We start from the raw sequence: 20,538 nt of genomic DNA on the forward strand, positions 1-20,538 counted from the left end.
TCTGAAAAACAGTTTTCGCAAAGTCGAAACCTTGTTTCAGACGACCTTTCGTTTGCCTTAAAGCATTTCTTATTATGCGGTATTTCATATAAAATACCGGTCTAAAGGCCGTCTGAAACAAAGGTTGCTCAAGTCGATACCTTTATTTCAGACGGCTCGTCTTTCAAAATACCACCCCTCTGAGGAATACCCCATGCCAGACTACCGCTCCAAAACCTCCACCCACGGCCGCAATATGGCGGGCGCGCGCGCATTGTGGCGCGCCACCGGCGTGATGGAAACCGACTTCGGCAAGCCCATCATCGCCGTTGCCAACTCGTTCACCCAATTCGTGCCTGGCCATGTCCACTTGCACAACATGGGCCAACTGGTTGCCCGCGAAATCGAAAAAGCGGGCGCAATCGCTAAAGAATTCAACACCATCGCCATCGACGACGGCATCGCCATGGGACACAGCGGCATGCTGTACTCCCTGCCCAGCCGTGATTTGATTGCCGATTCCATCGAATACATGGTCAACGCCCATTGTGCCGACGCGCTGGTGTGCATTTCCAACTGCGACAAAATCACTCCGGGAATGCTGATTGCCGCCATGCGCCTGAACATCCCGACCATCTTCGTTTCCGGCGGACCGATGGAAGCGGGCAAGGTCATCGGCGTGGCCAACATCCAGCCCGAACGCCGCTTGGACTTGATTGACGCCATGATTGAATCGGCGGACGACAATGTCAGCAACCAGCAAGTCGAAGAAGTCGAACAAAACGCCTGCCCGACCTGTGGCTCCTGCTCCGGCATGTTCACCGCCAACTCCATGAACTGCCTGACCGAAGCGCTCGGTCTGTCCCTCCCCGGCAACGGTTCCTACCTCGCCACCCACGCCGGCCGCAAAGAATTGTTCCTCGAAGCCGGCCGCATGATTGTCGAAATCACCAAACGCTATTACGAGCAAGACGACGAAACCGTGCTGCCGCGCAGCATCGCCACCAAAAAAGCGTTTGAAAACGCCATGACCATGGACATCGCCATGGGCGGTTCCACCAACACCATCCTGCATTTGCTTGCCGTCGCCAACGAAGCGGGCGTGGATTTCAAAATGGCCGACATCGACCGCTTAAGCCGTGTCGTCCCCTGCATCTGCAAAACCGCGCCCAACAACCACGACTACTACATGGAAGACGTGCACCGCGCCGGCGGCATCTTCGCCATCCTGAAAGAATTGGACAAAGCGGGCAAACTGCACACCGACGTGTACACCATCCACGCGCCGACGCTGAAAGACGCGATTGAAAAATGGGACGTGACCAATCCCGAAAACACCCACGCCATCGAACGCTTCAAAGCTGCGCCCGGCGGCGTGCGCACCACCCAAGCGTTCTCGCAAAACCGCATGTGGAAAACCCTCGACCTTGACCGCGAAAAAGGCTGCATCCGCAACGTCGAACACGCCTACTCGCAAGACGGCGGTTTGGCGGTCTTGTTCGGCAACATCGCCGAGCGCGGCTGCGTGGTGAAAACCGCAGGCGTGGACGAGAGCATCCTCAAATTCACCGGCCGCGCCCGTGTGTTTGAAAGCCAAGAAGCCGCCGTCGAAGGCATTTTGGGCAACCAAATCGTTGCCGGCGACATCGTCATCATCCGTTACGAAGGCCCGAAAGGCGGCCCGGGCATGCAGGAAATGCTGTATCCGACTTCCTACCTGAAATCCAAAGGCCTCGGCAAAGCCTGCGCCTTGCTGACTGACGGACGCTTCTCCGGCGGCACATCAGGTTTGTCCATCGGCCATGCTTCGCCCGAAGCGGCGGAAGGCGGCGCCATCGGTTTGGTGCACGAAGGTGACACGATTGAAATCGACATCCCCAACCGCAGCATCAATCTGAAAGTGTCCGACGAAGAACTCGCCGCCCGCCGCGCCGAAATGGAAGCGCGCGGCAGCAAAGCGTGGAAACCGGAAAACCGCGACCGCTACGTCTCCGCCGCCCTGCGCGCCTACGGCGCGATGGCAACCTCCGCCGACAAAGGCGCGGTGCGCGACGTATCGCAAATCGAACGGTAAAACAGTGCGGCAATAACAGTTTTCAGACAACCATACGGTATCGTAGGTCGTCTGAAAACCGAAAAAGCAGCCTGCACTTTTTCGCCCAAGAAGACAACGGACACAGCTTTTTCGCGCTGGACTACCGCAACACCGGCGCAAACGGCGAACCACCCGTCATCAATATCTATCAGGACGATTTGACGGAAGAATACATTGCAGACAGCTTCGCCGGTTTCGTCTGCCACCTGACCGAAGACGAGTAAGGTTTTTCAGGCAACCTGAAACCCTGTCCCCACCCACCCGAAAGAATCCCATGACTCCCGAACAGCAAACCCAAATCGCCGCCTTAGACCAGATACACGGCGGCAGCCTCTCCCCAGAATTTGTTGCAGCAACCTACCAACTGTTTGCCCCCACAGCCCCTTCGCCCGAACACGCCCGGCGCGACCTTGCCTACGGTGGGCACAAACACCAAAAATTCGACCGCTACGGCCTGCCCGACAAATCGGACATCATCGTCTATATACACGGCGGCGGCTTTGTTGCCGGCAGCAAAGGCAACCCCGACAGTCCGTTTTTCGCCAATATCGGCGCATGGGCGGAAGCCAGTGGAATGCAGGCCGTCGTTCCCGACTACCGCCTTGCCCCCGACCATCCCTATCCTGATGCACGGGACGACATTACCAGCGTTGTCGGTCTGCTGCACCGCGAACGGCCCGATGCGCGGATTTGGCTTGTAGGACAGTCCGCAGGCGCGGCCCATGTTGCCGATGCACTCGCCTTCGGGCAACGCCAAAACGTGCCGCTGCCGGTTGCAGGCGTAATCATGTTTTCGGGGATTTACGACCCCCCGTCCGCAGGCACGCATCCGAGCATCAGTGCCTATTACGGCACACCGTCCGAACGCACCGGCAACCTGCCGCAACTCGGCCAAATCCGCGTGCCCGCGCTTTACACCGTCTCGCAATACGACCCGCCGCTGTTCCGGCAGCAGGCGCAGGCTTTGCGCGATGCCTGCCCGCAGGCCGACTTGCACGAACTGCCGCACCACAACCATCTTTCCACAGCATTAAGCATCGGCGGCCCGCAGGACGATGTCGGTGCAATGCTGTCGAACTTTATCAGACGGAATACTCTTGCCCGCACGGCATAACCCGCACCGTTTTCAGGCAGCCTGAAAGCCCTTGGAGGCCACCTTGCCGATAAACATCGTCCCGCTGGCGGAACAGCCGCAGCACATCGACACCCTCGCGCATGCCCTGCACGCCGAATGGCACGACTTCGCTCCGTGGCAGAACGTGGAAAAAATCCGCGCCTATTACGCCCGCTGCTTGGAAGGCGGCAGCCTACCGCTTGCCTGGCTGGCGGTGGACGGCGGGCGGCTGCTCGGCTCGGCCGCGCTGAAACGGCACGACATCGCCGCGCTGCCGCAATACGAATACTGGCTGGGCGACGTGTTCGTGCTGCCCGAAGCACGCGGATGCAGCGTGGGCAGGTATCTGATGGAACACGCCCTGATTGAAGCGCATCGGCTCGGCCTGCCCGAACTCTATCTTTACACGCCCGACGTGCAGGCGGTGTACGCCAAATACGGCTGGCGCGAAATTGAAACGCGGCCGCATAACGGCGAAACCGTGTCGGTGATGCGGCTGGCGTTGGGCAGCGGCGCGTAGGGTAGGATAGGCGTTTTCAAGCAGCCTGAATGCCGTCTGAAACCCCAAAAAGCAACCTGCACTTTCGGAAAACCCAAGTGTAGGCTGCTTCAAATCCGCAACCGATAGAAAGACAATAATGACAAAATATTGGATTGGTACCGTATCCCAAGAACACGTCCTGCGCGGCGTGGCAGGCGGGTTCTGCCAAGTGTGCCACGGCAAAGCCGCACCGCTCAACCGCATGAAGCGCGGCGACTGGCTGCTTTATTACAGCCCGAAAATCCGCATGGACGGCACGGAAAAACTGCAAGCCTTTACCGCATTCGGGCAAATTACGGACAATACCGCCTATCCGTTCCAAATGAGCGAAACCTTCATCCCCTTCCGCCGCAATGTGGAATATGCCGAAACCCGCCGCAACTGCCCGATAGACATCATCCGCACGCATCCCGAATGGAAAAAATACGCCACCATGCTGCGTTACGGACATTTTGAAATCAGCCGCGATTTCTTTGATTTTGTGCGGACGTATATGCAGTCGCCGCCCGATATGGTTGGGCAGCAACAGGGATTCTGGTAGGGCGGGTAAAAGTGCTGCTGTTGCAGGATGGCGGCACTATTTGCGCCGAAGGTACGGCAGGCGACTGGGAAGCCGCAGTCCAACGCGCCTGCGCAAAAATCGATGACGGATACGACCATTTTGCCGTTTAACAGTCACAGAAAATCCGAGATCGTCTGAAAACTTAAAACAGCCTGCATTAATTTCATTGTACAAACTGCCTACAAATAACGGCTAAATACCGCCAAAATTTGGAAAGGATATTCCGATGAGCATTTCTTTCTACATCAAAAATCCCAAAAAGCTATTTAGCCGCATGCCCGTATTAACCGTGCAGGAATGTTTCCAGCTTTCATCGCAGCCGCTGGCACAATTTTCATTTGATGAACACGATGAAGATTTTGATTTAAAGCGATTTCAAACACTGCCGTTATCCGACTTCGAATGTCTGCTGCTTGGCGTGAACGAAAAAAGCGGTAGGGGATTTGAATTATCCTTTGATGAAGACACACAGGAATACGCTGTGCGGCAATTCACGCCCAGCACTTTGGAAGACTGGCAAATTGCCCTGCAATATCTCGCCGATTTAGCCCGCGCGCTCAAACAACCGATTACCTGCGAAACCGGTGAAACCTTCACTGCCGACACCATCCAAACCTTCGATTTCAAACCAGACATACAGGCCGGTATATCCATGGTGCCTTTTGAAGATGAAGACGAAATACAAAACTATAAATTCTACGGCGTTACCCGCCCTGTGGCACTGAACAAAGAGATTCGCGACAAAATTCTAGCCGACAACGACCCACTCGCAGCCTTCAGCCGCCTGATGCGTGAAACCCAATGGCTGGATGTCTATTCCGCTCGGCAAATGATTGGGGAGAAAAGTGACACAGGTGAACTCATCGGTTTTTATGCCTTAAGCCCTGAACTACCCACTATTCTGCCCTACAAACCCGAAATAGAATACGGCGAGGATCCGGATATATCCAACAACGATATCAGCAGCTGGACATTGATTTTTGCCAACGATAACGGTTCGCTCACCGAGCTACCCTACGAAACCTTTATCTCAAGACTGCCCAAAGAAAAATACCGCTTTATCGACGCAGCGTATATTCTGCTGGAAGCATTCACGAAAGACGAACTGGCTCAGCTTGCCATCGAATAATGCTTAGGCAATCACCATTTAAAAAATGAGGCAATCAAAATGACGGTAAACAAGTTTCAGATTATCCCTTTTAAAGGCGTGGATTTAGGCGACAAATTTTTTGAGCTTGGTAAAACCAATGAGCAAATTATCGCCGAATTTGGAGAGGCCAGCGAAGTGGTGCAAAACAACCTTTTGAATATCAGCACAGAGTACAGGTTTGCCTGTGAATTAAAATATAGGGCAGACAAACTTGTTGCCGTCATTTGCAACAAACATACCAACCCCATGCTTGGCGGCTTAAACTTCTTTACAGCCGAAAACCTAGAAAAAATCAAGCAGCAGAATGATTTTATTGAAGAAAAATCGTATATTACCTTTCCTGAACTCGGTATCTGCATTGGTGGTATGAGTCAAAAACGCATACCGGAGGGCAAAGCCGCCATCGTTTTTGCCAAAGAAGAAACTAAGTTGACAGATTTTTGGCAAAATAAAGTCAAAAAGAAACCTTCGGAAGCAGAACCTCATGAAGTAAAAATCTCATCCTTTGAAGGCGTAGAAACAAATAGTAAATTTTTCAAACTCGGCAATACCATGCAACAAATCATTGCCGAATTCGGCAAAGCAGAAAGAGTATTGCAACACAACATCTTAGGATGTACTTTTGAAACACGAGGTTCGTGCGAATTACAATATAAGGAAAACAGGCTGGTTGCCGTCACTTGCAATCAATACACATATCCTATTTTCAACGGCTTGAATCTCTTTGAAACTGAGAGCATAGAAAAACTAAAAAACGAACATCATTTTCTCGAAGGAAAACATTACCTCACCTTTCCAAGCCTAGGAATCTGCATCGGCAGCATGTCCCAAAAAAGAATACCTGAAGGTAAATTGGCTCTGGTTTTTACCCGGAGTGAAACCGACATATATGAATTTTATGCCGAAGATTAATCCATTAAGCGATGCCATACCACAGCAATATTCTTAGCAAAATACAAAAAGGTCGTCTGAAAACAGAAACCCAATCCTGTTTTCAGACGACCTCTTAGATTGTCAATCAACTTAATTAGTGATGATGACCGTGCGGGCCGTGAACGTGGCCGTGTGCGATTTCCTCTTCAGTCGCATCGCGCACGCCGTCAACTGTCGCTTTGAACAAGATTTTCATGCCGGCAAGCGGATGGTTGCCGTCAACTACGGCTTTGCCGTCCGCCACGTCGGTTACGCGGTAAATCAAGACGTCGCCGGTTTCAGGATCATCGGCTTCAAACATCATGCCTACTTCCACATCGACAGGGAATACGCTGACATCTTCAATACGCACCAGGCTGGGATCTTGCTCGCCGAAAGCGTCATCGGGTGACAGCGCGACTTCAACGGTATCGCCGACGTTTTTCTCGTGCAAAGCTTCTTCCACCAAAGGGAAAATGCCGTCATATCCACCGTGCAGATAGACGATGGGTTCTTCGGTTTTGTCCAGCAGTTGGTTGTCCGCATCGTACATTTCATAGTGAAGCGAAACCACAGAATTTTTTTCAATAGCCATTTTTTATCCTTTATCATGACCGTTTATCAAAACAGGTTTTCTTTATTGACAACCCTCTGCCAACAAATCTGAAGCATTCTAACACACCGCCGTCATGCACGGAGATTTATCGCAAAATTATCAAAACTAACAATTATAAATTAATACGCACAATATTTAACATATTGCACGCAAAAGCGTAAATTTTGATAATCTTTATATCCGTGTAACTTTTTTACAACTTTTTGCTTTTATGCGCAACAACTGCCCGCATTTCATTTAAACCGATTGAAAACAAAGGCCCATAGCGCATTCTTCAAATGTAAACGCATGAAATAAATAAATTTTACTATACAATTTATTTCAAATGTACATTGAATAACAGCCAATGCGGACTAGTTTCACCCCCGTCTTTCGTCCATTTCAGATTGATTAAAAATTACTAATTCGTCCGTATCGTTGCACCGAAGCACCCTGTGGGGCATAATGCAGGAAATTCAGCAATGAATTTTTACTCTAAATGAAACGACTTATATGTCGTTTTGTTGTTTTGTTCTACTTAAATCGATTTAAAGAAGGTTCTCAAAATGAAAAAATCTCTGATTGCTGCTGCTCTGTTATCTTTGGCTTTGGCTGCTTGTAACAAAGGCGCTGATACTGCTGCTCCTACCGCTTCCGGTGCTTCTGAAACTGCTGCTTCTGCCGCTTCTTCTGCAACTGGTGCTGCTTCTGCCGCTTCCTCTGCAACTGAAGCCGCTTCTGCAGCTAACACCGCTGCTTCTGCTGCCAACACTGCCGCTTCTGCAGCTAATACCGCTGCTTCTGCTGCAACTGGTGCTGCTTCTGCTGCCAGCTCAGCTGCTGCTTCTGCCGCTTCTGCTGCAAAATAATATTTTTACAGTTAAAAAAGCAGGATACGGATTGTATCCTGCTTTTTGTTTTTCAGACGACCTTTACCGTTTTTCGCTTCCCTTATCCGCTATATAATCTTCCGTACACACACAAACCATCCTGCTGCCCGTTATGCCCAATCTGTACGACCGTTTTCTTGAATTCCTTTCCCCCGCCGAAATCCTCGAAGCCACACCGGCCTTGTTAAACGACCAGCGCCGCCGCTTTGTTTCCGAACCGGACATCATCTTGCAACCGCATTCCATAGAAAATGTACAAAAAATCATGCGGTTTTGTTTTGAACACCGTATCCCCGTTACCCCACAGGGCGGCAATACCGGTTTGTGCGGCGCAGCGGTAGCTTCCGGCGGCGTACTGCTCAACCTTTCCAAAATCAACCGTATCCGCGAAATCAACCTTGCCGACAACAGCATCACCGTCGAAGCAGGCGTAATCCTGCAGAACGTCCAAAAAGCGGCATCCGAAGCGGGCAGACTGTTTCCCCTCAGCCTTGCCAGCGAAGGCTCGTGCGAAATCGGCGGCAACATCGCCTGCAACGCTGGAGGATTAAACGTTTTACGCTACGGCAGTATGCGCGACTTGGTATTGGGCTTGGAAGTCATCCTGCCCAATGGCGAACTTGTTTCCCATCTCCAACCGCTGCACAAAAATACCACCGGTTACGACCTGCGCCACCTCTTTATCGGCAGCGAAGGCACACTCGGCATTATCACCGCCGCCACGCTCAAACTCTTCGCCCGTCCGCAAACCATAGCGACCGCATGGGTAGGTTTGGATGACATCGAATCTGCCGTACAGCTTTTAACGGCCGTACAAGGGCATTTTGCCGAACGCCTCACCAGTTTCGAGCTTATCAGCCGCTACGCCTTGGCATTGTCTTCCGAGTTCAGTCATCTCAAACAGCCGACCGATGCAAACTGGCACGTCCTGCTCGAACTGACCGACTCCGTTCCCGATGCCGCGCTCGACGAAAAACTTGCCGAGTTTCTCTATCAAAACGGTCAAGAAAACAGCATCATCGCGCAATCCGAACAAGAGCGCCTCGATCTATGGACGCTACGTGAAAACATTTCCGCCTCCCAGCGCAAGCTCGGCACCAGCATCAAACACGACATCGCTGTCCCGATTGCCCAAGTCGCCGCCTTTGTCCATCAATGCGCCCCCGCCTTAAAAACCCGTTTTCCGGGTATACAAATTGTCTGCTTCGGACATTTGGGCGACGGCAGCCTGCATTACAACACCTTCCTGTCCGACGTCTTGAGCAACGAAGCCTACCGTTACGAAGATGCCGTCAACAGCATCGTCTATGAACACATCCTCGCCTGCCACGGTACCATCGCGGCGGAACACGGTATCGGTACCATCAAAAAACACTGGCTCCCCAGCGTCCGCACCCCGTCCGAAATCGCCCTGATGCGCGCCATCAAAGCGCAGCTTGACCCGCACGGCATCATGAATCCGGGCAAACTCCTGCCGTAAGCAATATTTCAGTATTTGCCAAAATCGAAAAGGTCGTCTGAAAACCTAATCCCAGTTTCAGACGACCTTTGACATGGTTCGCAGATTGCACTCAAGGCAACATTGCCTCAGCCCAATCAATCCAGCACAAACTATTCTTCTTCCCTGCGCCTGCGCTTCAACAAAATGCGTACAGCGCCGTCATTGCCTTCCCTCGGCTCGATATAAGCCAATACATCGGGGTGCTGCATCAGCCAGCGGCGCGTCATGTTTTTTAAAACGGGTTTGTAGCCTGACGAGCCCAAACCGCTGCCGTGGATGATTTCGGCGCATACGCCACGCTTTTGGGTAAATTCGATAAATTCGTTTAAAACCTGTTGCGCCTCTTCCTGCGTGTAGCCGTGCAAATCGACATCGGCGACTACGGGATAATGCCCGTTGCGCAGACGTTGCAAGTCATTCTTGCCTTGTCCGTTTTTACTGAACGAAGCGGGCGGTTCATCCCAAGAAGCGCCGCTGCCGACATAAAAATAATCTTCGACCGCCAAACTTTCCTGTTCTTTCGGGCGGGGTTTGATGGGCGTTTTATCACGCGGTGCTTCATAACGCGGCGCGGTTTTCAGCGGTGTTACTGCGCCTACGGCTTTGGCAAAATCGATATTTTCTTCCTCGCGCTTCTTCGCCAAGGCTTGCTCCTGCGCCCGCGCTTCGGCTTCTTTTTTGGCTTGCTTGCCTAATGCTTTCAAGGCGGATTGGAAATCTGTTTTCATCATGGGGATATTTTGAGGTTGAACATGAAAAACACATTTTCAGACGACCTCGGCGTTCCGTGTATAGGTCGTCTGAAAACGGCTTATAGATATTTGCGCATCAGTTCGCACTTGACCTTGACGTCTTTGTTCAACTGCAATACGGCGGAACCCAAAGATTCGTAGTGGTTCAAGCGGTAGAAAGGAACGGAGTTGAGCGAGGCGTACAGTTTCAAAAAGCTCAAACCCGCCTGATGGGCAAGTTCTTCGGCGCGGCGCAGCAAGGCTGTACCCAAGCCGTGATTATGGACGAAGGGATGGACATACAACGCGTCCAATTGGGCTTCTTTGAAGTCCACTTGGAAAAAACCCTGTATGGTGCCTCTGTATTCCACCACCCAAAAGGCTTTGCCGGGATCGGAAATGGTTTCGAGGTAGCTGTCGATATCGAGCAGTGCTTCCCACGCATGCAATACTTTATCGTCGTAACTGCGGATGCAGGTATATTGGACGGCGTGCAGATGGGCATTGTGTATGGCTTGACAGTCTTGCGCGACTGCGGGACGGAGTATGGTCAGAAGGCTCATGGCAAGATGTGTTGTAAGATGTATTGTAATGCGTGTTCAGACGACGTTTTCTTCATAAACAGACAGGGGGTCGTCTGAACGCTGTTTCCGATATTATATTTTATATTCAAAGGCTTTGATGTAATTTTCCTGCTGCTTCAAACGCAGTGTCGGCATCGGCGGACAAAACGGTGAAATGTCCCATTTTGCGGCCTTTCCGCGCGGCTTTTTTGCCGTACAGGTGCAGGTGCGTGTTCGGATGGCTTTGCAACGGCAGCCAATTCGGTTCGCCGCCGTCTTCCTGCCAAACGTCGCCCAAAATATTCGCCATGCAACATGAAGAAAGCAGCTTGGTATCGGCGGGCGGCAGATTGCACATAATGCGTACCTGCTGCTGGAACTGGTCTGCGGCGCAGGCATCTATCGTATGGTGGCCGGAATTGTGCGGGCGCGGGGCGATTTCGTTGACGACCAATTCATGCGTGTCGCCGACGACGAACATTTCCACCGCCAACACGCCGACATAATCCAATTCGTCCGCCAAGCGTTGCGCCATCTGCCGCGCCTGTTGCTGCACGGCGGCACTCAGCCGCGCAGGAACGATGGAGTAAGCAAGGATGCCGTTTTCGTGGATGTTTTCGGCGGGGTCGAAGGTTTGCACGTTTTCATTGTTCAGACGACATACGATAACGGAAATTTCGCCGCGCAAATCCACCATTTTTTCCAAAACGCAATCCACACCGCCGTGTTCGGCAAACGCGGCTTTGAGTTCGTCCACCGTTTTGACGCGGATTTGACCTTTACCGTCGTAGCCCAACGTAGCCGTTTTCAAGATGCCGGGCAGGAATTGAGCGCTTGCTTCGCTGATGTCGTCTGAACGGCAAACCACTTGATACGGCGCGGTTTGCAATCCTGCTTTGCGTATCCATGCTTTTTCTTGAATACGGTTTTGCGCGATGGCGACACAGTCGCCGCTGGGGGAAACGTTGGTATGTTTTGCCAGAAAGCGCATCGCGTCGGCATTGACGTTTTCAAATTCAGTGGTAACCGCCGCGCATTTTGCCAATTCGTCCAAAGCGGCTTGGTCGTCAAACGGCGCGCACAAATGGCGGTCGGCAAACTCCGCCGCCGGCGCGCTCGGATCGGGGTCGAGTACGGTTACTTTGTAGCCCATGGTTTTGGCGGCAACGGTAAACATTCTGCCTAATTGTCCGCCGCCGAGGATGCCGAGCATGGCGGGCGGGAGGATGGCGGATGAGTTCATCAGCATTTTGCGGTTCCACTAAAATTTTCCCAAAATTGTAACAAACCTGCTTATAGAGATAAATGTTAAAAAGCCTTTTATAGTGGATTAACTTTAAACCAGTACGGCGTTGCCTCGCCTTAGCTCAAAGAGAACGATTCTCTAAGGTGCTGAAGCACCAAGTGAATCGGTTCCGTACTATCTGTACTGTCTGCGGCTTCGTCGCCTTGTCCTGATTTAAAGTTAATCCACTATACACGCTATTTCGATGCCTGCCTCATGGACAAAATGACAACAATCAAAACATCCTCTCCCGATATCCGGATTTTCCAAAGAAACCTATCGGCAGCCGTTTTGTAATAAAAGGTCGTCTGAAACCGTATGATGGTTTTCAGACGACCTTTTCCCCTTCATCTGAGCAGACTTACCCCAGATATTTCAGTTTGCCTTTGAAATCTTCCAGCTTCTCATAGCCTTTTTTCGCCATGATGGCTTTCAAGCCAAGCGAAACACGTTCGAAAACTTCGACACCTTGCTGATGCAGCGCCGTGCCGATTTGCACCATGCTCGCGCCGCACAAGATATGTTCAAACGCATCGCGACCGGTATAAACGCCGCCTGTGCCGATGATTTGGATGGACGGATTCAATCTTTGGTAGAACGCGTGGACGTTGGCGAGCGCGGTCGGTTTGATGTATTCGCCACCTATGCCGCCGAAGCCGTTTTTAGGGCGGATCACGACGGATTCGTCTTCGATATACATGCCGTTGCCGATGGAATTGACGCAGTTGACGAATTTCAGCGGATGGCGGTTGAACACTTCCGCCGCTTGGTCGAAATGGACGATGTCGAAATACGGCGGCAGTTTGATACCCAAAGGCTTGTCGAAGTAGCCGAAGGCTTCGCCCAAAATCCGCTCGGTCGTTTCAAAGTCGTAGGCGATTTGCGGCTTGCCGGGGACGTTCGGACAGGAAAGGTTGAGTTCGGTAATGCCTTTAAATCCGCTGTTTTGCACTTTTTTCAACAGCGTATGCGTTTCATCGGGCGACATACCGACCAGCGAGAGGAAAAATGTCCGTTCGGGCTGCGATTCTTGAAGGCTCAGCAAATAATCCAGATAATAATCAATGCCTTGATTCGGCAAGCCCATGGAATTGATGCTGCCCAGCGGTACATCGCGGTAACGCGGCTCGGGATTGCCCGCCCGCGCTTCCAGCGTCGCCGTTTTGGTAACGAAGCTGCCTGCGGCAGATTGTCTGACTTCTTCCAATTCTTCCACGGTCATACACGCCACACCAGCGGCGTTCATCAGACAGTTGTCAAAAGAAAAACCGGCGATTTGCGTTCTCAATGACGGCATATCCTGCTCCTTTCCCTTGAAAAATCAAATTGATTGCGAAGCGTAACACGAATAGGCGGCAAAATTTTTAACAAACATCAAATGACAGACAATGTAGGGAAATGTTGTTTTATAGTGGATTAAATTTAAACCAGTACGGCGTTGCCTCACCTTGTCCTGATTTAAATTTAATCCGCTATATATGATGAAGGAAAGGCGAAAAAAAGGTCGTCTGAAAGCATGGTTTCAACAAAGTGAAAACCTAAAATGCTTTTCAGACGACCTTTTTTGCCTGTTCAAAATACGGTTAAAATCCCCAACCCTACCCTTTTAATTTTTCTTGTTTCCGGATTTCAATATGTTTCAAAACGTCATGGCGGTTGCGTTTGGCGCGGCTTTGGGCGCATTGTCCCGCTGGTTGCTCGTTCTCGCCTTTGCCGCACTCTCCGTCCCGTTTTCGGCAGGCACGCTTGCCGCCAACTGGATCGGCGCGTTCTTAATCGGCATCTGCGCCGAATGGCTGGATAATCCGCAATGGAAGCTTTTACTGATTACCGGTTTTCTCGGCAGCCTGACGACATTTTCCAGTTTTTCATTGGAAATGGTCACCCTGATGCAGGCGCAACGCTGGGCGACGGCGTTTTCAGCGGTCTGCCTGCATGTTTTCGGCTCGTTCCTGCTGACGGCATTGGGCATTTACTTGGCGCAAAACTGGAAATAGCCGCGAACATCGTCATCTCAATAAAATATTCTCACTCTATCCCAATATCCAAACACACGGTTTCGCCGCAATATGCTTTGCCTGCGTCAGTCATATGCGCGGGTTTGTAGGCGGCGAAGGCGTAAGTCAGGTCGGCGCGGAAGGTGTCTTTGTCTGCTTCGCCGGTGTCGCAGTTCAGCCCGGTCGGGACGTCTAACGCAATTTTGAAGCCGTCGGCTTGATTCAGCAGGCGGCAGACGGCGGTAGCTGTTTCGGGCAATGCGCCGCTGAAACCTGTCCCGAAAATGCCTTCGATAACGAGGTCGTAACCTGTTTTCAGACGACCTTCCAGTTCATCGGGGCGGATAAAGCTGACGCCGTCCGAATGATTCAAACGCTCGCGGTTCAACTGCGCCAGCGGCGACAGTTTGTCTCCCAAGACGAAAACAACATCTACCTGCCAATCCCGCTCCGACAACACGCGCGCGATAACCAAACCGTCGCCGCCGTTGTTGCCCTTGCCGCAAACGATTAACGCGCATCCTGCTTTGGGGAAACGGCGCAGCAAATCCGCGGCGGCGGCTTGTCCCGCGTTTTCCATCAGTTGCTCGAAAGTCGTGCCTTTATCGACTGCCATTTGTTCGTGTTCGCGCATTTCTGCGGCGGTGTAGATTTTCATCATTCGCTCCTTTTCTCTTTACTGCCTATCAAACATCCAAATGCAAACCTTATCAATAGCCCTGCCCGACTTTCCCGTCAAATCATTCGCTTTTTTTGATTTGCCGCAAGAGGTCGTCTGAAAATCAGGAACTTGGTGGCTTTGTATTTGATTTTTATGTTAACAAGATTTATTATCAAAATTAAACAAAGTGATAAACAATCAAAACTACTTCTTTTGCGGGGACGGGCGTTGGGATATGCCTCTGGCTACCCTGTGTCTGATTCGTCTTTACTTGCCGTCTCTTTTTTCAATCGACAACGAAAGTAAAACACACTATGTCTGCCATACCTTTGTCAAAACTCAGTAAAGGCGCAGTCGCGCACATCGACTCCATCGTCCCCAATTCGACTTTCGGCGAACTCGACCCGCTGGTTACACGCCGCCTTGCCGACTTGGGCTTTTCAAGTGGAATGCCGTTGCAAGTGATTGCCGTCGGCGGATTCGGACGCGGCCCGTTTGCCGTACGTTTGGGCAACCAGTCGCAATTCTCGTTACGGCAGGAAGAGGCGGGAAAAATTATGTGCCATGTGATTGACGGCTGACCGCCGTACACGCAGGCAGGCTTCTATTTTGAAAATGCGGCATAGGCGGATTTAATCTGACCGCCCCATCCTTTTCAGACGACCTAGGTCGTCTGAAAACACAATTTCAAAACCTTTCCCCCAAATCCCACTCCAAACTTATCAAACAATCAAAAAAGGAGAGTTCAATTCATGGAACTAAGCTATTTTGCCTTGATTGGCGCGCCAAACTGCGGCAAAACCGTTTTATTCAACGGTTTGACCGGCGCACATGCCAAGGTTGCCAATTATCCGGGCGTAACGGTCGATAAGCGCGAGGGTGCCTTCCTCGACGATGCGGCCGTCCGCATTATCGACCTGCCGGGCACATACAGCTTACGCACGACCAGCCCCGACGAAGCGGTGGCGAAAGATGTCGCCGTAGGCAAGCTGGGCATTCCGCCCGACGCCATCATCGCCGTTGCCGACGCGACCAACCTGCGTATGACCCTGCGCATGATTTTGGAACTGAAAACGCTGGGACTGCCTATGGTGGTGTCGCTGAACATGAGCGACGTTGCCCGCAGAAGGGGTTTGAATATTGATGCCGCCAAACTGAGCGAGTTGTTGGATGCACCTGTTTTGGAAACAGTCGCAGTGAGCGCGTCGGGCGTACAGGCGGTACGCGAAGCCGTGGCGAAGCTGCCGCGCAAACGCTCTTTCCCCGCCAACCCCGCTTCTGCCGAACGCACGCTCGAGGCGCTGGAGAGCGACAAACTTTATCAAGAAGTCGAATCGATTTTGGCACAAGTGGTACGCACCCAGATGACGCTGCCCGCATGGCACAAAAAACTCGACGACATCGTGCTGCACCCCGTCTGGGGCATAATTATGCTGCTGGTCATCCTGTTTATGGTGTTCCAAGCGGTTTACACATGGGCGGCGCCGATTATGGACGCCATCGAAGGCGGCTTTACCGCGCTGGGCGAATGGATAGGCGCCAACATGGAGCCGGGCATCCTCAGCGACTTGCTCGTCAACGGCGTCATTGCCGGTATGGGCAGCGTGTTGGTGTTCGTGCCGCAGATTACGATTTTGTTCGCCTTCATCCTGCTTTTGGAAGACTCAGGCTACCTGCCGCGTGCGGCTTTCCTGCTGGATAACGTGATGGCGAAAAGCGGCCTGTCCGGACGCTCATTCATCCCGCTCCTGTCGAGTTTCGCCTGTGCCGTTCCCGCCGTTATGTCGGCGCGTACGATTAATGACCCGCGCGAACGCCTCGTTACCATCGCCGTCGCCCCGCTGCTGACCTGCTCCGCGCGGCTGCCCGTTTACGCGCTGATTATCGCCGCCGTCATTCCTAATCGCACCGTAGGCGGGATTTTCAACCTGCAAGGACTGACGCTGTTCATCCTCTATCTCGCAGGCATCCTGTCTGCCGCCTTGGCAGCGTATATCATGAAACGCTTGGCGCGTATGAAAGGCAACGTGCAGCAATTCCCGCTCTTGATGGAGCTGCCGACTTTCCGCACGCCCAACTTCAAACACATCATGACCAGCCTGTGGGACAGGGTAAAAGCCTTCCTCAAACGCGCCGGTACGATTATCTTCGCCCTTGCCGTAGTTTTGTGGGGCTTGGTAAGCTGGCCGCAACCGCCCGCAGGTGCAACAGGCGCGGCAATCGACTACAGCTTGGCGGGTATGCTCGGCCACGCTATCCAACCATTGTTCGCCCCGCTGGGCTTCACTTGGGAAATGTGTATCGCCATGATTCCAGGCATTGCCGCGCGTGAAGTCGTTGTTGCCGCACTGGGTACGGTCTATGCCGTCAGCGCGTCGTCTGAAGACGCCGTACAAAACGCGCTGATTCCGATCGTACACAACAACTGGGGTTTGCCAACCGCCTTCGCCTTCCTGGCATGGTATGTGTATGCCCCGATGTGTGCCGCGACTTTGGCAGTCATCAAACGCGAAACCAAATCCACAAAAAATATGGTGATGATTACAGGCTATTTGTTCCTGATGGCTTACTTCGCCGCATTTGTGGTTTACCAAACTACTAACTGGATACTCAAATCATGACTCAATATATTATCGTCGGCATCATCATGCTTGCCTGCCTGTTTTTCCTCTTGCGGAAATTCTTGTTCAAACCGAAAAACACGATTGCAGCAGCGGCTGCGGCAAATGCGGCGGTTGCGGCTGAGTATGGATAGCTAGGAAGCAGAAAGGTCGTCTGAAATGATTTCAGACGACCTTTTTGTATGTTTAGAGCTATGGTTTAGCGGTTGTTGTAGGACTTTCCATCATTCGGTAACAAAACGCTTAAACAGCCTTTTTTTCTTGGAAAGATGATACAAGTAATTAAAAATATCAAAGTTCCGCCCACAAAATCAATAAAATGGTGTTGATAGACAAACAAGACCGAAATGGCGAGTAACAATCCCCATATACCAAAAAATGATTTTAAGAATTTAGATTTGACTTCTCTGCAATAAACCTCAGCCGAAAGAAAAGCAAAACTCACATGCAATGACGGGCATTGGTTAAAACTACTGTCTATTTTGCCCAATATATAAAAGAAAGATTTTAAAATTTGGTTATCGACTTCGGGTTTGGGAAAATAAAATTTCATTGGAAATATGACAAATAGAGCAGTAGAAACCGCAATTAAAAAGGCTGCCCTCTTTATCAGCAATTTCAAATTGCTTTCGTTCTTTTCCAAAAATATAGTGGCTAAGAAGAAAACCTGAGACGTCATATAAGGCAACATAAATATGGGCAAAAAAGGAATATTCCTTTCCCAGTCCATAAAATATGAAGGCACATTATCGACTGTATAGGTATAAAACTCAGCCCCTTTGTACAAAATGACAAAAAATATCGATATAAAAATTGTATATTTAATCTTTAATTTTGACAGCTTATCCACTTACAAATTTTCTCCAATCACAATTCCAACATAATCAAAATAGCAGAATTTCATCACGATATCATATATGTTAACCAGATGGAAATATGATTATGGATACTTACATCAGTAAACGTAGTTTGGCTCATACCCAACCATCACATCTAAGCCTCCACAACAAAAAGGTCGTCTGAAAACCAAACTCCGGTTTTCAGACGACCTCAATCTTTCAAAACTTTCAACCAACCTTATTTCAATGCTTCCAGCAGCTTCCCGTGTATCCCGCCGAAACCGCCGTTGCTCATGACCAAAATATGGTCGCCTGTTTCGGCATTTTTCACGATTTCGGCGACGAAGGCATCGAAGTCTTTGCCGACGTGCAGCTTGCCGCCCAAAGGCGCGAGGGCTTCGGCGACGTCCCAGTCCACGCCGCCAGCGTAGCAGAACACTTGGTCGGCACCTTTGAGGCTTTCGGGCAGAGCGGCTTTCATGGTGCCGAGTTTCATGGTGTTGGAACGCGGCTCGAGGACGGCGAGGATGCGTGCGTTTCCGACGCGCTGGCGCAGGCCTTCGATGGTGGTTTCGATGGCGGTCGGGTGGTGGGCGAAGTCGTCGTAAACGGTGATGCCGTTCACCGTGCCTTTGATTTCCATGCGGCGTTTGACGTTTTTAAATGCGCTCAAGGCTTCGCAGGCCGTCTGAATATCGACTCCAGCATGGCGTGCGGCGGCGATGACGGCGAGCGCGTTCATGCGGTTGTGTGCGCCCATCAAATCCCATGCGACGTGTCCGACTTTTTTGCCGTCAAGCAACACGTCGAACGAGCCGTCGGCATTGACTTCGCCGACCTGCCAGCCGTGTTTGGTGCCAAATTTTTCCACCGGCGTCCAGCAGCCTTTGTCCAAAGTATCTTGCAGGCTTTGCTGCTGTCCGTTGCAGACGATTAGGCCTTCAGACGGCACGGTGCGCACGAGGTGATGGAACTGGGTCTGTATCGCGCCCAAGTCGGCAAAGATGTCGGCGTGGTCAAATTCCAGATTGTTCAACACGGCGGTACGCGGGCGGTAATGCACGAATTTTGAGCGTTTGTCGAAAAAGGCGGTGTCGTATTCGTCGGCTTCGATGACGAAAAACGGCGATTTGCTGTTCGGATCTTGGCGCGGCGTTTGCGGCAGGCGGGCGGAAATGCTGAAGTTTTCCGGTACGCCGCCGATGAGGAAGCCCGGCGCGAGTCCGGCGTATTCCAAAACCCATGCGAGCATGGAAGCGGTGGTCGTTTTGCCGTGCGTCCCCGCCACGCCGAGTACCCAATGATGATGCAACACGTTTTCCGACAGCCATTGCGGGCCGGAAATATAAGGCAGGCCGCGGTTCAAAATCGCTTCAACCACATCCATTCCGCGCTTGGCGACATTGCCGATAACGTAAACGTCGGCTTTAAATTCGTCCAACTGCGCGGCGTCGAAGCCTTCGTGTACGTCTATGCCCAAGGCTTCGAGCTGGGTGCTCATCGGCGGATACATCTTCGCGTCGCAACCGCTGACTTTGAACCCCGCTTCTTTGGCAATGGCGGCCACCCCGCCCATAAACGTGCCGCCGATACCGATAATGTGGATGTGTTTCATGATAAGACCGTCTTTTGAATGAAATAATGGGAAAGCCGCCATTATAACGGAGTTTGGATAGTGGGGTCGTCTGAAAAGCAAAGCTGTGGCAAGATGGACAATATAGAGGATTTGAACTGAACAGGAGAAAGCCCATGCCCAAGCTGACACCCCAAATGTTCGCTTTTCTGCAAGAGCCTCAAGCCGAAGCCGTTTTGCTGCGGCTCTACGCCCAAGCCTTAAAGCAAAACAGACAGATGTTTTTTCATTTTCTGCCCAAGATTTTCAAGCTCTTGGGCAAAGGGCTGGATTGGACGGGGGAAAACGAAAGTTTTTACGAAGACAAATATATCCCCATCGCACCGCAACAAGGCAAGTTTTTGTATATGCAGGCTTTGGCATCGGGTGCAAAAAATATTGTCGAATTCGGGACTTCCTACGGCATTTCGACGCTGTATCTTGCCGCAGCCGCCAGAGTCAACGGAGGGCGCGTCATCACTTGCGAATATCTGCCGCACAAAGCCGCAGCGGCGAGAAAACATTTCCAAGAAGCCGGTTTGGCAGACTATATCGAGCTTCGCGAAGGTGATGCGCTGGAAACCTTAAAAGACTTAGCCATCTGCCCCGATTTCGTCTTACTCGACGGCTGGCCGGATTTGGTATTCCCCGTATTCAAGCTGCTGGAATCCAATCTTACCGACCGCGCGGTCATCGCCGTGGACGATGTGGAAGGCTTCTCACCCGCCATGCAGGATTATCTCGATTACGTCCGCCGCCCTGAAAACGGTTATATTTCAAGCACATTAAAACCTTATAAAGCGCTGGAATATACGGTCAAGACAGGCAAACCGAAAAGGTCGTCTGAAAACTCGGTTTAGGCAAAATAGAATTGCCTGACCGGTTTTCAG

At 51.5% G+C, this 20,538-nt stretch carries 21 protein-coding genes; 13 read left to right on the forward strand and 8 right to left on the reverse strand.

Annotation, left to right across the window (positions count from 1 at the left end; genetic code table 11):
- The first annotated feature begins 193 nt into the window (after positions 1-193).
- The 6 genes from ilvD (at position 194) to HMPREF1028_RS05055 (ending at position 6,353) form a co-directional block, all read left to right on the forward strand.
- Positions 194-2,053: a dihydroxy-acid dehydratase gene (ilvD, locus tag HMPREF1028_RS05030; RefSeq protein WP_009311719.1), complete on the forward strand. Its 1,860-nt coding sequence runs from the start codon at positions 194-196 to the stop codon at positions 2,051-2,053.
- 295 nt (positions 2,054-2,348) lie between these two features.
- Positions 2,349-3,188, forward strand: a complete 840-nt coding sequence (locus HMPREF1028_RS12935) for an alpha/beta hydrolase fold domain-containing protein (RefSeq protein WP_009311720.1) — start codon at positions 2,349-2,351, stop codon at positions 3,186-3,188.
- A gap of 43 nt (positions 3,189-3,231) precedes the next feature.
- Complete coding sequence (locus HMPREF1028_RS05040) at positions 3,232-3,708, forward strand: GNAT family N-acetyltransferase (RefSeq protein ID WP_009311721.1); 477 nt, start codon at positions 3,232-3,234, stop codon at positions 3,706-3,708.
- A gap of 118 nt (positions 3,709-3,826) precedes the next feature.
- Entirely contained in the window at positions 3,827-4,270 is a 444-nt protein-coding gene (locus HMPREF1028_RS05045) for an EVE domain-containing protein (protein ID WP_009311722.1), read from the forward strand.
- A gap of 247 nt (positions 4,271-4,517) precedes the next feature.
- The gene (locus HMPREF1028_RS05050; RefSeq protein ID WP_009311723.1) at positions 4,518-5,420 is read left to right on the forward strand and encodes a DUF4299 family protein; all 903 of its coding nucleotides are present in this window, start codon (positions 4,518-4,520) and stop codon (positions 5,418-5,420) included.
- A gap of 39 nt (positions 5,421-5,459) precedes the next feature.
- Positions 5,460-6,353 (forward strand): hypothetical protein, encoded by an 894-nt coding sequence (locus HMPREF1028_RS05055; protein ID WP_009311724.1) that lies wholly within the window; start codon positions 5,460-5,462, stop codon positions 6,351-6,353.
- Positions 6,354-6,468: 115 nt separating this feature from the next.
- On the opposite strand, the gene HMPREF1028_RS05060 is transcribed toward HMPREF1028_RS05055, so the two are convergent.
- Positions 6,469-6,948, reverse strand: a complete 480-nt coding sequence (locus tag HMPREF1028_RS05060) for a peptidylprolyl isomerase (protein WP_009311725.1) — start codon at positions 6,946-6,948, stop codon at positions 6,469-6,471.
- 566 nt (positions 6,949-7,514) lie between these two features.
- Here HMPREF1028_RS05060 and HMPREF1028_RS05065 point away from each other — a divergent pair.
- Positions 7,515-7,817, forward strand: coding sequence for a hypothetical protein (locus tag HMPREF1028_RS05065; RefSeq protein WP_049224223.1), 303 nt, complete (start codon positions 7,515-7,517; stop codon positions 7,815-7,817).
- A 133-nt stretch (positions 7,818-7,950) separates the two neighbouring features.
- Positions 7,951-9,318, forward strand: coding sequence for an FAD-binding oxidoreductase (locus HMPREF1028_RS05070; RefSeq protein ID WP_009311726.1), 1,368 nt, complete (start codon positions 7,951-7,953; stop codon positions 9,316-9,318).
- A gap of 131 nt (positions 9,319-9,449) precedes the next feature.
- On the opposite strand, the gene HMPREF1028_RS05075 is transcribed toward HMPREF1028_RS05070, so the two are convergent.
- The 4 genes from HMPREF1028_RS05075 to HMPREF1028_RS05090 all read right to left on the reverse strand — a co-directional run bounded on the left by HMPREF1028_RS05075 (position 9,450) and on the right by HMPREF1028_RS05090 (position 13,215).
- A complete protein-coding gene (locus tag HMPREF1028_RS05075; RefSeq protein WP_156798084.1) occupies positions 9,450-10,067 on the reverse strand; it encodes a Smr/MutS family protein in 618 nt (205 codons plus the stop codon).
- An 83-nt stretch (positions 10,068-10,150) separates the two neighbouring features.
- On the reverse strand, positions 10,151-10,633 hold the full coding sequence (locus HMPREF1028_RS05080; protein ID WP_003756935.1) for a GNAT family N-acetyltransferase: 483 nt from the start codon (positions 10,631-10,633) through the stop codon (positions 10,151-10,153).
- A gap of 106 nt (positions 10,634-10,739) precedes the next feature.
- Positions 10,740-11,876: a 5-(carboxyamino)imidazole ribonucleotide synthase gene (locus HMPREF1028_RS05085; protein WP_036529317.1), complete on the reverse strand. Its 1,137-nt coding sequence runs from the start codon at positions 11,874-11,876 to the stop codon at positions 10,740-10,742.
- A gap of 403 nt (positions 11,877-12,279) precedes the next feature.
- Entirely contained in the window at positions 12,280-13,215 is a 936-nt protein-coding gene (locus tag HMPREF1028_RS05090) for a dihydroorotate oxidase (protein ID WP_003756931.1), read from the reverse strand.
- A 337-nt stretch (positions 13,216-13,552) separates the two neighbouring features.
- On the opposite strand from HMPREF1028_RS05090, the gene crcB reads away from it, so the two are divergent.
- Positions 13,553-13,915 (forward strand): fluoride efflux transporter CrcB, encoded by a 363-nt coding sequence (gene crcB, locus HMPREF1028_RS05095; protein ID WP_009311729.1) that lies wholly within the window; start codon positions 13,553-13,555, stop codon positions 13,913-13,915.
- Positions 13,916-13,946: 31 nt separating this feature from the next.
- Here crcB and HMPREF1028_RS05100 read toward each other — a convergent pair whose 3' ends face one another.
- Complete coding sequence (locus HMPREF1028_RS05100) at positions 13,947-14,573, reverse strand: NAD(P)H-hydrate epimerase (RefSeq protein WP_003766942.1); 627 nt, start codon at positions 14,571-14,573, stop codon at positions 13,947-13,949.
- A 317-nt stretch (positions 14,574-14,890) separates the two neighbouring features.
- On the opposite strand from HMPREF1028_RS05100, the gene HMPREF1028_RS05105 reads away from it, so the two are divergent.
- The 3 genes from HMPREF1028_RS05105 to HMPREF1028_RS14565 all read left to right on the forward strand — a co-directional run bounded on the left by HMPREF1028_RS05105 (position 14,891) and on the right by HMPREF1028_RS14565 (position 17,331).
- Complete coding sequence (locus HMPREF1028_RS05105; protein WP_003742387.1) at positions 14,891-15,157, forward strand: FeoA family protein; 267 nt, start codon at positions 14,891-14,893, stop codon at positions 15,155-15,157.
- 171 nt (positions 15,158-15,328) lie between these two features.
- Positions 15,329-17,197 (forward strand): ferrous iron transporter B, encoded by a 1,869-nt coding sequence (locus HMPREF1028_RS05110; protein ID WP_009311730.1) that lies wholly within the window; start codon positions 15,329-15,331, stop codon positions 17,195-17,197.
- Positions 17,194-17,331 carry a hypothetical protein gene (locus HMPREF1028_RS14565; RefSeq protein ID WP_009311731.1) on the forward strand — a complete coding sequence of 46 codons (138 nt, stop codon included), beginning with the start codon at positions 17,194-17,196 and terminating at the stop codon, positions 17,329-17,331. The genes HMPREF1028_RS05110 and HMPREF1028_RS14565 overlap by 4 nt, the downstream gene beginning before the upstream one ends.
- A gap of 65 nt (positions 17,332-17,396) precedes the next feature.
- Here HMPREF1028_RS14565 and HMPREF1028_RS05115 read toward each other — a convergent pair whose 3' ends face one another.
- Complete coding sequence (locus tag HMPREF1028_RS05115; protein ID WP_009311732.1) at positions 17,397-18,047, reverse strand: phosphatase PAP2 family protein; 651 nt, start codon at positions 18,045-18,047, stop codon at positions 17,397-17,399.
- A 227-nt stretch (positions 18,048-18,274) separates the two neighbouring features.
- On the reverse strand, positions 18,275-19,651 hold the full coding sequence (gene mpl, locus HMPREF1028_RS05120; protein ID WP_009311733.1) for a UDP-N-acetylmuramate:L-alanyl-gamma-D-glutamyl-meso-diaminopimelate ligase: 1,377 nt from the start codon (positions 19,649-19,651) through the stop codon (positions 18,275-18,277).
- A gap of 134 nt (positions 19,652-19,785) precedes the next feature.
- Between mpl and HMPREF1028_RS05125 the strand changes: the two genes are divergently transcribed.
- Entirely contained in the window at positions 19,786-20,508 is a 723-nt protein-coding gene (locus HMPREF1028_RS05125; RefSeq protein ID WP_009311734.1) for a class I SAM-dependent methyltransferase, read from the forward strand.
- Positions 20,509-20,538 lie beyond the last annotated feature (30 nt).

Origin of the sequence: Neisseria sp. GT4A_CT1, from assembly GCF_000227275.1 — a bacterium.
Taxonomy (GTDB): domain Bacteria; phylum Pseudomonadota; class Gammaproteobacteria; order Burkholderiales; family Neisseriaceae; genus Neisseria.